This is a genomic window from Novosphingobium sp. 63-713 (assembly GCF_001898925.1).
GTDB lineage: Bacteria > Pseudomonadota > Alphaproteobacteria > Sphingomonadales > Sphingomonadaceae > Novosphingobium.
The window spans coordinates 95,111-107,438 of record NZ_MKVS01000026.1 but is presented as its reverse complement, the minus strand read 5'-3'; the positions used below and the strand labels follow the sequence as shown (position 1 = coordinate 107,438).

The window sequence follows — 12,328 nt, the reverse complement described above, 5'->3', positions numbered from 1 at the left end:
AGATGATGAAGATCAAGCACGCCGCCGAGGAACGCCATGTTCTGATGCTGGTGGTCGACAATGAGGCGGGCATTCTGGCCAAGATCGCGGGCCTGTTCACCGCGCGCGGCTATAATATCGACAGCCTGACCGTGTCGGAAATCACCGAGGATCATTCGACCAGCCGCATCACCATCGTGACGCATGGCCCGCCCGATGTGATCGACCAGATCCATGCCCAGCTTGACCGCCTTGTGCCCGTTCACAAGGTGATCGATCTGACCGAGGAAGGCCCCTATGTCGAGCGCGAACTGGCGCTGGTCAAGGTGGTCGGCAAGGGCGAGAACCGGGTCGAGGCGCTGCGCCTTGCCGATGTGTTCCGCGCGCGGCCCGTGGACACCACCACGCAGAGCTTCATTTTCGAGCTGACCGGCACGCCCGACAAGATCGACATGTTCGTCAGCCTGATGAACGAGCTGGGCCTTGTCGAAACCGCCCGCACGGGTGTGGTTGGCATGGTGCGAGGGACGCGCAAATCTTAAAAAGGGGCTCCGGCGCGCCCGGAAATCCTGAACTTGACCGGGGCGGCAGTCTGATGCAGATGCCGCGCCAAATCTGAAACCCGCCACCGACAGGTGGCACCTGTCCGGCCCCTTTGAAAGCGCCAAGCGCGGGGGCATTCAAGGGGAATTGCTGTGAAGGTCTATTACGACGCCGACGCCGATCTGAACCTGATCGTAAACAAGAAGATCGCCATCCTCGGCTATGGTTCGCAGGGCCACGCCCATGCGCAGAACCTGCGTGATTCGGGCGTGAAGGAAGTGGCCATCGCGCTGCGTCCCGGTTCGGCCTCGGCCGCCAAGGCGGAAGGCGCCGGCTTCAAGGTTCTCTCGAACGCTGACGCCGCCGCTTGGGCCGACGTTCTCATGATCCTGGCTCCCGACGAGCATCAGGCCGCGATCTATGCCGCCGACCTGCACGCCAACCTGAAGCCGGGCGCTGCTCTGGCTTTCGCTCACGGCCTGAACGTTCACTTCGGCCTGATCGAACCGCGCGCCGACATCGACGTCATCATGATCGCCCCCAAGGGCCCGGGTCACACCGTGCGCGGCGAATATGTGAAGGGCGGCGGCGTGCCCTGCCTCGTTGCCATCCACCAGAACGTGACCGGCAATGCCCATGACATAGCTCTGGCCTATGCTTCGGGCGTTGGCGGCGGCCGTTCGGGCATCATCGAAACCAACTTCCGCGAAGAATGCGAAACCGACCTGTTCGGCGAGCAGGCTGTGCTGTGCGGCGGCGCCACCGCGCTGGTTCAGGCCGGTTTTGAAACGCTGGTCGAAGCCGGTTATGCGCCGGAAATGGCCTATTTCGAATGCCTCCATGAACTGAAGCTGATCGTCGACCTGATGTATGAAGGCGGCATCGCCAACATGCGCTACTCGATCTCGAACACCGCCGAATATGGCGACATCGTGACCGGTCCGCGCATCATCACCGACGAAACCAAGAAGGAAATGAAGCGCGTTCTGGAAGACATCCAGTCGGGCCGCTTCGTGAAGAACTTCGTTCTCGACAACCGCGCCGGTCAGCCCGAACTGAAGGCTTCGCGCATCGCCGCCAAGCGTCACCCGATCGAGGAAACCGGCGCCAAGCTGCGCGCCATGATGCCCTGGATCGGCGCCAACAAGCTGGTTGACCAGACCAAGAACTAAGCGTTCTTTCCTGATCGCACGGAAGCGCGCCCGGCAGTCTTGCCCGGCGCGCTTTCTTGTTTATGGCTGGCGCGATGACGATGCGCGCCGACCATATCCTGATCTGTTTCCACGATTTCAATCGGGGCGGCACCGAACGTATTGCCCTTGGCATGGCGCGACGCTGGATCGATCAAGGGCGGCGGGTGACGATCCTGTGCGGCGCGCGCGTGGGCGGGTTGGAGGATACGGTCGATCCGCGCATCGAAGTGGTCGAACTTGACCCACCGCTGCCGCGCAGCCTGACCTCACGCCTGCGACTCGGGCCAGCGATGGCGCCCTATGTCGAGCGCCTGAAGCCCGATGTGATCTTCCTGCCGGGCAATTTCCATTTCCCGCTGATCCCGGCTTTGGCCAAGGTACGTGGTGCCGCCGCGCTGGTGGCCAAGATTTCCAATCCCGCCGTGCCCAAGGGCATCGTGGCCGGGCCGGTGCGCTGGCTCTTGCGCCGCTTTGCCCGCAATCTGGACGGGTTTGCCGCGATGAACACCGGGCTTGAGGCAGAGATCCGCGCCATCGCGCCATGGGTCAATGTCTCGACGCTGTATGATCCGGTCTTTCTGGCCGATAATCCCGCCCCGCATCGCCCCACCGGGGATCGGCTGGAGATCCTGTGGGCGGGCCGGTTTGAGCCACAGAAGGACGCGCCCCTTGCGCTGAAAACCATCGCTGCGCTGAACCGGATCGCGCCAGCCCGCCTGACCATGCTGGGCGAAGGCTATCTGCGCCCACGCATGGAGAGGATGGCGGCCCGCATGGGGCTGGGCGACAAGGTGCGCTTTATGGGCCATGTCCCGGCCATCGACCCCTTTCTGGCCGAGGCGGATGCACTGTTCGTCTCCAGCACTTTTGAGGGCGGCCCCGCCGTGGCGGTCGAGGCGCTGGCCCATGGCGTGCCGGTGGTTTCGACCGATTGCTCGCATTTCCTGCGCGACATCATGGCCATTCCCGAGGCAGGCATGATCGTGCCCTGTCGCAAACCCGATCCGCTGGCCCATGGCCTGCTGACGGTGGCGCGCACGCCCCGCCCCTCGCCTGCGCTGCTGCGCCCGTTGATTGCCCATCTGGCGGCCGAGCCTTGTGCGGACGCCTATCTGGCGTGGTTCGACCGGGTGGTGCATGATCGCAATTCCGCCATGGGGGGCACGGCATGAGCAAGAACGACGATTCCTTTGAAACACGCGGCAGCATCAGCCGGGTAGAGGCCTTTTCCGACGGCGTGCTGGCCATCATCATCACCATTATGGTGCTGGAACTGCACGCGCCCAAGGAAGAAGGCTGGCAACCCCTGCTCCAGCTCTGGCCGGTGTTCCTCGCTTATCTTGTCAGCTTTGCCTATGTAGCGATCTACTGGGTGAACCATCACCGCCTGCTGGCGCATGCCACGCGCGTCACCAACCGGCTGGTGTGGAACAATATGGGGCTGCTCTTCGTCCTTTCGCTGGTGCCCTTTGCCACCGCTTATCTGGGCGAACACCATTTCAACCGTGACGCCACGATGCTCTATCTGGCCGTCATGCTGGCGCCGGCGATCTGTTATGTGCCGTTGCAGGCCGATGTGCGGCGCCATGGCCATCGGACCCCCGCCGCCGAGGCCTATTACCGCACCAGCACGCGCAAGGGGCTGGTTTCGGCCATTCTCTATATTGGCGGGCTAGGTCTTGCGCTGTGGCAACCATGGGCCGGCATCGGCTGCGCCGGGGCGGTGGCGGTGCTGTGGTTTCTGCCCGCAGGGCCGATCGACCGCCTGTTCGAGGCCTGCGGCGCGGAGTGAACGGTTTTGCATGGTGGGCCAATCAACACTTTACTTCGCGCCCTTCTGAGGTCATAGGCAAAGGCATGACCATCCATCTGGACCTTACCCTGCGACTTATCCGCCCTTGGGCGTGAGCTGGCGTGCCGATTGAGCGCGCGCGGCGCTCAAGGGAGCAAGCATCTAGCCTCAAGTCGCACATCCAGCCTTACGAGATCCTGTCATGTCCATGCTGAAAGACCCTTCGGTCAAGTATCGTCCGTTTCCGCAGATCAACATCCCCGATCGCACCTGGCCGTCCAAGGTGATCGAGAAAGCCCCCCGCTGGCTCTCGACCGACCTGCGCGACGGCAACCAGAGCCTGATCGACCCGATGGGCGCGGAAAAGAAGAACCGCTTCTTCGACCTGCTGGTCAAGGTGGGCCTCAAGGAAATCGAGGTCGGCTTCCCCAGCGCGGGCGCGACCGAATATGACTTCATCCGTGGTCTGGTCGATCAGGGCCGTGTGCCGGATGACGTGCTGATTCAGGTGCTGACGCAGGCGCGCGAGGATCTGATCAAGACCAGCTTCGAATCGCTGGCGGGCATCCATTCGGCCATCGTCCATGTTTACAACGCCGTTTCGCCGCTGTGGCGCAATGTCGTGTTCGGCATGGAAAAGCCGCAGGTGCGCGCCATTGCAGAAAACGCCGCCAAGCTGCTGCGCGACAATGCCGCGCGTTTCCCGCAGACCAAGTGGCAGTTTGAATATTCGCCCGAAACCTTCTCCACCGCCGAGCTGGATTTCAGCATCGAGTGCTGCGAGGCGGTGATGAACATTCTCCAGCCTACGCCGGAGAATCCGATCATCCTCAACCTGCCCGCGACGGTCGAATGCGCGACGCCCAATGTTTACGCCGACCAGATCGAATATTTCTGCCGCAACCTGCCCAATCGCGAAAGTGCGGTGATCAGCCTGCACACGCATAATGATCGCGGCACGGGCGTGGCGGCGGCCGAACTGGGCCTGATGGCGGGCGCGGATCGCGTCGAGGGCTGTCTGTTCGGCAATGGCGAGCGCACGGGCAATTGCTGCCTGGTGACCGTGGCGATGAACATGTACACGCAGGGCGTTTCGCCGGGTCTGGATTTTTCGGACATTGACGAGGTGATCCAGACGGTCGAATATTGCAATCAACTGCCCGTGCCCGAGCGCCATCCCTATGGCGGCGAACTGGTCTTCACGGCCTTTTCCGGCAGCCATCAGGACGCGATCAAGAAGGGCTTTGCCGCACAGGAGCAGCGCAATGACCAGCTCTGGGCGGTGCCCTATCTGCCCATCGATCCGGCGGATCTGGGCCGCTCGTATGAAGCCGTCATCCGCGTCAATTCGCAGAGCGGCAAGGGCGGCTTTGCCTGGGTGCTGGAGCAGGATCAGGGCCTGAAGCTGCCCAAGAAGATGCAGGCGCATTTCAGCCGCCATGTGCAGGAACTGGCTGATCAACTGGGCCGCGAACTGGTGGCCAGCGACATCTGGGATGTGTTCCAGCGCGTCTATTACGTCAACGATCCGCAGCATCTGCAACTGGTCGATTACGAGGAAGCGCGCGCGCCCGACGGCACCCGCGTGTTCGCCGGAAAAATCGGCGTCGATGGTCAGGAACGCAGCGTCTCCGGGCGCGGCAATGGCCTGATCTCCTCGGTGGTCGCCACGCTGGCCGAGCATTTCGGGGTGGCGATTTCGGTGAAGGATTATTCCGAACATGCCCTCTCGGCCGGTTCGGAAGCCAAGGCTGCGGCCTATATCGAGGCTGTTGGTCCCGATGGCCAGACCGTCTGGGGCGTTGGTCTCGACAATGACATCGCCACCGCCTCGGTGCGCGCAGTACTGAGCGCGGCCAATGCGCTGAAGCCTGCCTGACCGATCACGGCATCAGCGGAAAATGGAAAGGCCGGGAGCGATCCTCGGCCTTTCTGTTTGCGTCCGTTACGCCTCTCAGCGCGTCATGCTCGACGGGTTTGGGCCTGCAGCATGGAATGGCCATCGCCCAACAAAAAAGGCGCCCCCTGCCTTGCGACAGAGGGCGCCCAATTCCTTAGCCGAAGCTCTGCTTAGCGATAGCAGACCTTCTTGACCGCCTCGATGATGCGCGGCGTGTTGATCAGCGCAGCCTTTTCGAGGTTCGCCGCATAGGGCAGCGGAACGTCTTCATTGCACACGCGAACAACCGGCGCGTCGAGATAGTCGAAGCCATCTTCCATCGCGATGGCCGCGATTTCCGAGGCGATCGAGCAGGTCGGCCAGCCTTCTTCGGCCACGACAAGGCGGTTGGTCTTGGCCAGCGAGGCCAGCACCGTTTCCTTGTCGAGCGGACGCAGCGTGCGCAGATCGATGACTTCGGCATCGATGCCTTCCGCTGCCAGCGCTTCGGCGGCTTCGAGAGCCAGACCCACGCCGATCGAATAGGACACGATGGTCACGTCCTTGCCCTCACGCATGATGCGGGCCTTGCCGATGGGCAGAACGTGGTCGTCCAGTTCAGGCAGTTCGAACGAGCGGCCATAGATCAGCTCGTTTTCAAGGAACACGACCGGATCTTCGCTACGGATAGCAGCCTTGAGCAGCCCCTTGGCGTCCGAAGCGTCATAAGGCGCGATCACGATCAGGCCGGGCACGTTGGCATACCACGGGCCATAGTTCTGCGAGTGCTGCGCACCCACGCGGCTGGCCGCACCGTTGGGGCCACGGAACACCACCGGGCAACGCATCTGGCCGCCCGACATATAGTTGGTCTTGGCCGCCGAGTTGATGATGTGGTCAATCGCCTGCATGGCGAAGTTGAACGTCATGAACTCGATCACCGGGCGCAGACCGCCCATCGCCGCGCCCGTACCGATACCGGCAAAGCCATATTCGGTGATCGGTGTGTCAATGACCCGCTTCGGCCCGAATTCGGCCAGCAGGCCCTGAGTCACCTTATAGGCGCCCTGATATTCGGCCACTTCTTCGCCCATGACAAACACGCGCGGATCGCGGCGCATTTCCTCGGCCATGGCGTCACGCAGCGCGTCACGCACGGTCGAGGTCTTCATGTTGGTGCCATGCGGGATGACCGGGTCGGCCGGACGGGGCGCGGCCACCAGCGCGGGGGCCGAGGTAGCCGCCGCCGGAGCGGCCGGAGCAGCAGCGGGAGCCGAAGCCGCAGCCTCACCTTCGCCGCCGATCAGCGCGATGACCGTGCCGACCTTAACGCCTTCGGTGCCTTCCGCGATCAGGATCGAACCGATGGTGCCTTCGTCCACCGCTTCGAATTCCATCGTCGCCTTGTCGGTTTCGATTTCGGCCAGAATGTCGCCGGAACGCACTTCATCGCCAACCTTGACCAGCCATTTGGCCAGCTTGCCCTCTTCCATGGTGGGCGAGAGAGCGGGCATCTTGAGTTCAATCGCCATCTCAGTAAGTCTCCACCAGAACGTCGGTATAAAGCTCGTTCATCGCCGGTTCGGGCGAATTTTCGGCAAAATCGGCCGCTTCGGTGCAGATGGCGCGGATGCGCTTTTCGATTTCCTTGAGCTTGTCCTCAGGAATGCCGCGATCCAGCAGGTCCTTCTTGGCCGCCTCGATCGGGTCGCGGTGGTCGCGCACTTCATTGACTTCCTCGCGGCTGCGATACTTGGCCGGGTCGGACATCGAGTGGCCGCGATAGCGATAGGTGTTGAGCTCCATCAGCACCGGACCATTGCCCGCGCGGACATGCTCAACCGCCAGATTGGCCGCGCTGCGCACTTCCAGAACGTCCATGCCGTTCACGTCCATGCCAGGGATGCGGAAGGCCGCGCCGCGACGATGGAAATGCGTTTCGGCCGACGAACGGTTGACCGCCGTGCCCATCGCATACTGGTTGTTTTCCACAACGAAGATGATCGGCAGATTCCAGAGAGCCGCCATATTGAAGCTCTCGTAAACCTGACCCTGGTTGGCCGCGCCATCGCCGAAATAGGCAACGCACAGGCCGTTGTCTTCGTTATACTGATGCGCAAAGGCCAGACCCGCGCCCAGAGACACCTGCGCGCCCACGATGCCGTGGCCGCCGTAGAACTTGTGGCTGGTCGAGAACATGTGCATCGAACCGCCCTTGCCGCGGCTGATACCAGCCTCGCGCCCGGTCAGCTCGGCCATGATCACCTTGGGATCGATGCCATAGGCCAACATGTGGCCGTGGTCGCGATAGCCGGTGATCACGCTGTCGTGGCCTTCTTTCAGCGCCGACTGGATGCCGACGGCCACCGCTTCCTGACCGATGTAGAGGTGGCAGAAGCCGCCGATCAGGCCGAGGCCATACAATTGACCCGCACGTTCCTCGAATCGGCGGATGAGCACCATCTGCTCATAGAAATGCAGCAATTCCTCATCGCTGGCGGCATAGCGCCGATTGGCCTCATAGGCGGCCTGAAGTGCATTGAGGGAGTTATCGGCTGCGGCAGGTGCCGCATTCTGGATTTTGCCGGTTCTGGCCAAGACGCTTCCCCTGAAGGTCGTTATGTTCAGCCTTGCCTATAGGAGTTAGACTCCATCCAGCAAACCGTCACATACGAATTTTGTAATGACCGCGCATCACTTCCAATGGCCCACTTGACAGGCCGCAAGGAATCACCGCGCGATCAGTTCACCATCATGATGATCTCATCAGGATGCGCAACATTAAGATTTTTCCGCAGCAATTCTCCGGCCAGATCGGGGTCGGCATGACGCGGATCGAGCAGGTTGACACGGTTGCGCAATTCATCGCGCTGAACCGCCAGTTTCTGGATTTCCTGACGGCGCTGCTCCAGCAACTGGCGATTCTCGCTCCACGCCAGCAGGCCGCTGGGCCCGGCGATCGCCACGGCAAGCATGATCAGAAGCAGACACAGGGCCACGCCCTGCGCCACGGCTTCACGCGCCATTTTTGGCCTGTGCATTCTTTGTCGCATAATTACCAAGAATCATAATTGAGGTCCGCTTTCAAGCGGGAACGCGCAGGAAACCGGGCAAAACCGCCGAAATTTTCGACGAAACCCCGCCCTCCTTCCTCACACCTACGTAAACAAACCTAATCCCCGGTTCAGGCCAACTTTGTCGGACTGTTTTAGAGAATCAGACCGCATTCCGCTTCAGGACAAAGTTATGTCTCAGCTCGACACCACCAATGATCCCTATGCTGACCAGCGCAATGCCCCGCGCAACAATCTGCTGCTTTCCTCTGTCTGTCACTGGCCCAACCGCCAGTTGGATGAACGGGTCAAGATCCGCAATGTTTCGGCCACCGGACTGATGGCCGAGGGCACGCTGGGCGCCACTGTCGGGGAACAGGTCGTGCTGGAATTGCGCAATATCGGGGCCATCGAGGGCATTGTCGCCTGGGTTCAAAGCAACCGCTTCGGCGTGGCCTTTGCCCGGCCGATTGACCCCGTCCTGCTGCGCACCCCGGCCGAAGTCGGCGCCAAGCAGAGCGAAACCCGCGATTATTACCAGCGCGGCCCGGTCTCCGTGCTGAACCGTCAGGATGAAACGAGGACCGACCGCCTGCGCCGCATCTGATCAACGGGGACGCAGCACCAGAGCGAACCCGTCGCGCGGGCGCAGGGTCAGCCGCGCCACCACCTCAGGCCTGCGCCGCCCGGCGGGAAATTCCAGCCGGAAATGGCGGATCACCTCGGCCAGAATTAGCACCGCCTCCTGCTGGGCCCTGCCACAGCAGCGCGGGAGGGTGTTTGGCCCATGTGGCCCGGACGATATCGTCCCACACCAGAAATTCATGCGCGCCCGACACCGCCCCATCCTCACGCGCCAGCGTCTAGGCCACATTGCACCCCGCCCACCCCCGGCGCGAGAGCCTCAAACCCTCCGCCTCTTCGGCCAGCAGCGCGTGGTAATAGCGCGCCCCGCGCGGGTCATATCCGGGCAGGTAGAAGATTTTGCGCTTGAAAGCGGGCGCGGGCGCGGGTCTATCCATGGCCATGACCCAGCGCCGCTACTGCCTGTTCATGAATGGCCGGATCCACAACCGCAACATCGGGTGCAAACGGCATGACAATGCCTATGGCATCAGGGGCGGCGGCAATGGGGCGGACCGGCGCCGGGCGGACCATGCGCTCTATGCCCATATGCGCGAAAACCGCCATCCACTGGCCCTGCCCGTGCTGGGTTTCACGCGTCTGTTCGGGTGGTTCTTCTTCAACTATCATGGCAAGCCCTGGCGCGGACAACTGATCCGCAAGCTCTTTCCGGGCTACTGAATTTGCCTCCTGCGCAACACAGGGCTTGCAACCGAAACGGCGGCAAGAATCAGTGTTTATGGCTTTTTTAGGTGCAAGCCATGCGGGGGCTGGATAGGCTGGGTATCAGAAAAACAAAACATGCCGGCCTTTGTCTGGCTTTCCGATCCGCAACTTTGTGTGGTCGCCTTCATCATCAACCTATCCCTAAGCGATATGAAGGCGGCCCCTTTCCTTTGTGCCCGTTTTCCTTCCGGCCCCGCAATCAGACCGACGCGGGCACCAGCAGACGATAACCCACGCCCGGTTCGGTCAGGATCATCTGGGGATCGGACGGATTGATCTCCAGCTTTTGCCGCAACATGCCGATATAGACGCGCAGATATTGCGGATCGGCTTCTGAGCGGCCCCAGCCCGCAGCCAGCAGGCGCTTTTGCGTCACCACCTGTCCCGCGCTGTCGGCGAGCATACGCAACAGATTGTATTCCTTGGGCGAAAGCTTGATGAGATCGCCGCGCAGGCGTACCTCCCGCGTGCCGAAATCAATGCTCAGATGGCCCAGATCCAGCCCCTCGGGCACCTCGATCAGATGCTGCCGCCGCCGCAGCGCCGAACGCACCCGCGCCAGCAATTCGCCCAGCACAAAAGGTTTGTCGACATAATCATCGGCCCCTTCGTCCAGCGCGGCAATCTTCTCCGCCTCCTGATGGCGGGCGGAAATGACGATGATCGGGGTCGAGGATGTCTCGCGGATCTTGCGGATCACCTGCTTGCCATCCATGTCGGGCAGACCCAGATCGAGCAGCACGACATCGGGATCGGCCAGCAGGAAACTGGCCAGAGCGGCGGTGCCGTCGCTGGCCACCGTCACCTCATGCCCCACCGCGCGCAAGGCCGGGCGCAGCGCCGTCACGATGCCCACTTCATCATCCACCAGCAAGATATGACCGCTAACCATATGTTCCCTTATGCCTTCATGCCTGCCGCGCCCGGCGCCGGATCAACAGCGTCATCCGCCATATTGGCGCAAATATCGTCCTCATCCTCATCGGCCAACCGGCTCTGGTCCTGCTCCATCAGGGGCAGGATGATGGTGATGCGCGTTCCCTGCCCATCGCGCAGCGGCGATTCAAGTCTAATCCTGCCGCCCGAGGCCTGAACAAAGCCGCGCACGATGGCCAGCCCGAGCCCCGAACCTTGCGGCACGCGGGCATCGCGCGCAAGCCGGTAGAAGCGGTCGAACACCCTTTCCTGCTCGGCAGGAGGGATGCCATGGCCCTCGTCGCTGATGGCGATATGGCACCACCGGCCCTCGGGCATACAGGCAATGGTGATCGGGCTGCCCGCCGGACTGTAGCGGATCGCGTTCTGCAGCACATTGGTCACAGCCAGATCAAACAGCGTGGCATCGGTACGCACCAGCAATTCCTGCGGCGGCATATGCAGCGTCATCGGGTGGGTTTGGCGATGCATCTGTACCCGGCCCATGATCGCGCGCAAACTCTCGCCCACCGGCAGCAGCGACCAGCTCAACCCCTCCTCGCCCGCCTCAAGCCGCGTCATCTGGAGCAGGTTGGTGGTCAGGTCATTGAGCCTTGCCGATTCTTTCACGATGCCGTCCAGCAGCTCATGCGAGGTTTCGCTGTCAAATTGCGCCCCGAAACTCAGCAGACTCGCCGCCGAGGCGCTGATCGCGGTCAGCGGGCTGCGCAGGTCATGGCTGACCGAGGCGAGCAGCGCCGATTTCAGCTCCTCGGTGCGGGCATGGGCATGGGCCTCGGACAGGCGCAGCGACAGATCGATCCGTTCGAGCGCCAGCGCCGCCATCCGCCCCTGGGCCAGCATGAAGCCGATGCCGCGGGCCCGCGCCGTGGCGCGATCCACCACCATCGCCCCCACGCAATGTTCGCCCGCCAGCAATCGGCAGCCGATCAGATGCTCATCCTCCAACCATTCCGGCTCCCAAAGCATCGCGGCCTTGGCCAGCGCGATCCATTCCGGGCCCTCGGCGCTATGGCCCACCGGCGCGGCGCGGCCCTCGGTCATGCGGTAAAGGCCCAACGACCCGCCCTGTCCGGCCAGCAGGCTTTCGCACAGGATGTCATGCACGGCCTCATCGCTGCTCGCGCTCTGCAACTGGCGCGAAAGGGACAGCAGGCTGGCCAATTGCTGGTTCGAACGGTTGGCGCGCGTCGCCTCGTCGCGCAGGCGGCCCGAGAGCAGGCCCGAAATCACCGCGCAAAGCGCAAAGACCACCGGCGGGGCAAGGTCGGTGGTGCGGCTGATCGCCAGTTCAAACACCGGCTCGGATACAAAGAAGTCAAAGAGCAGCGAGGACAGCAGCGCGCAGAGCAGCGAGGGCATCAGCCCATAAAGCGCCCCGACCATCGAGACGCCCACCACGAACACCAGCGAAGCATAGCCCTCGCCCAGCCAGGGGTTGAGCAGGATGCCCAAAAGGGAAAAGCCCGCAACCAGCCCCAGCGAGGCCAGATAGGGCCATAAGGGATGCGCGCGCATGGGATCGCCCTTGATCGCGGGGCGTTCGGGCTCTGTCACAGCCTTGAGGTCAAGAGAAAGGGGGCTTTTCACGCCCCCTTTCCTT

The 12,328-nt window shown here is 62.5% G+C and carries 14 protein-coding genes; 7 read left to right on the top strand and 7 right to left on the bottom strand.

Annotated elements, in window-relative coordinates:
• Positions 1 to 5: 5 nt before the first annotated feature.
• From ilvN to leuA, 5 genes are all read left to right on the top strand, one after another.
• Positions 6 to 521: an acetolactate synthase small subunit gene (ilvN, locus tag BGP00_RS11145; protein ID WP_168602881.1), complete on the top strand. Its 516-nt coding sequence runs from the start codon at positions 6 to 8 to the stop codon at positions 519 to 521.
• A 153-nt stretch (positions 522 to 674) separates the two neighbouring features.
• Positions 675 to 1,694: a ketol-acid reductoisomerase gene (gene ilvC, locus BGP00_RS11140; protein ID WP_168602527.1), complete on the top strand. Its 1,020-nt coding sequence runs from the start codon at positions 675 to 677 to the stop codon at positions 1,692 to 1,694.
• Positions 1,695 to 1,768: 74 nt separating this feature from the next.
• The gene (locus BGP00_RS11135) at positions 1,769 to 2,887 is read left to right on the top strand and encodes a glycosyltransferase (RefSeq protein WP_292689326.1); all 1,119 of its coding nucleotides are present in this window, start codon (positions 1,769 to 1,771) and stop codon (positions 2,885 to 2,887) included.
• Positions 2,884 to 3,507 carry a TMEM175 family protein gene (locus BGP00_RS11130; RefSeq protein ID WP_292689325.1) on the top strand — a complete coding sequence of 208 codons (624 nt, stop codon included), beginning with the start codon at positions 2,884 to 2,886 and terminating at the stop codon, positions 3,505 to 3,507. Before BGP00_RS11135 ends, BGP00_RS11130 begins: the two co-directional genes overlap by 4 nt.
• 202 nt (positions 3,508 to 3,709) lie before the next feature.
• Positions 3,710 to 5,386 (top strand): 2-isopropylmalate synthase, encoded by a 1,677-nt coding sequence (leuA, locus tag BGP00_RS11125; protein WP_292689324.1) that lies wholly within the window; start codon positions 3,710 to 3,712, stop codon positions 5,384 to 5,386.
• 191 nt (positions 5,387 to 5,577) lie between these two features.
• Here leuA and BGP00_RS11120 read toward each other — a convergent pair whose 3' ends face one another.
• The 3 genes from BGP00_RS11120 to BGP00_RS11110 form a co-directional block, all read right to left on the bottom strand.
• Positions 5,578 to 6,918, bottom strand: a complete 1,341-nt coding sequence (locus tag BGP00_RS11120) for a pyruvate dehydrogenase complex E1 component subunit beta (protein ID WP_292689323.1) — start codon at positions 6,916 to 6,918, stop codon at positions 5,578 to 5,580.
• Between the two features lies 1 nt (position 6,919).
• Positions 6,920 to 7,984, bottom strand: a complete 1,065-nt coding sequence (pdhA, locus tag BGP00_RS11115; RefSeq protein ID WP_168602522.1) for a pyruvate dehydrogenase (acetyl-transferring) E1 component subunit alpha — start codon at positions 7,982 to 7,984, stop codon at positions 6,920 to 6,922.
• A 143-nt stretch (positions 7,985 to 8,127) separates the two neighbouring features.
• Complete coding sequence (locus tag BGP00_RS11110; protein WP_246869987.1) at positions 8,128 to 8,412, bottom strand: septum formation initiator family protein; 285 nt, start codon at positions 8,410 to 8,412, stop codon at positions 8,128 to 8,130.
• Between the two features lie 220 nt (positions 8,413 to 8,632).
• On the opposite strand from BGP00_RS11110, the gene BGP00_RS11105 reads away from it, so the two are divergent.
• A complete protein-coding gene (locus BGP00_RS11105; RefSeq protein ID WP_168602520.1) occupies positions 8,633 to 9,046 on the top strand; it encodes a PilZ domain-containing protein in 414 nt (137 codons plus the stop codon).
• Here the strand turns inward: BGP00_RS11105 and BGP00_RS11100 are convergent, their stop codons facing one another.
• A complete protein-coding gene (locus tag BGP00_RS11100; protein ID WP_292689322.1) occupies positions 9,047 to 9,178 on the bottom strand; it encodes a hypothetical protein in 132 nt (43 codons plus the stop codon).
• A gap of 124 nt (positions 9,179 to 9,302) precedes the next feature.
• Positions 9,303 to 9,467, bottom strand: a complete 165-nt coding sequence (locus BGP00_RS11095) for a hypothetical protein (protein ID WP_292689321.1) — start codon at positions 9,465 to 9,467, stop codon at positions 9,303 to 9,305.
• Between BGP00_RS11095 and BGP00_RS11090 the strand changes: the two genes are divergently transcribed.
• Entirely contained in the window at positions 9,466 to 9,744 is a 279-nt protein-coding gene (locus BGP00_RS11090) for a hypothetical protein (protein ID WP_292921441.1), read from the top strand. The genes BGP00_RS11095 and BGP00_RS11090 overlap by 2 nt on opposite strands.
• A 244-nt stretch (positions 9,745 to 9,988) precedes the next feature.
• Here BGP00_RS11090 and BGP00_RS11085 read toward each other — a convergent pair whose 3' ends face one another.
• Both BGP00_RS11085 and BGP00_RS11080 read right to left on the bottom strand, forming a co-directional pair.
• Positions 9,989 to 10,681, bottom strand: coding sequence for a response regulator transcription factor (locus BGP00_RS11085; protein WP_168602516.1), 693 nt, complete (start codon positions 10,679 to 10,681; stop codon positions 9,989 to 9,991).
• An 8-nt stretch (positions 10,682 to 10,689) separates the two neighbouring features.
• Positions 10,690 to 12,315 (bottom strand): ATP-binding protein, encoded by a 1,626-nt coding sequence (locus BGP00_RS11080; protein ID WP_292689319.1) that lies wholly within the window; start codon positions 12,313 to 12,315, stop codon positions 10,690 to 10,692.
• Between the last annotated feature and the right edge of the window lie 13 nt (positions 12,316 to 12,328).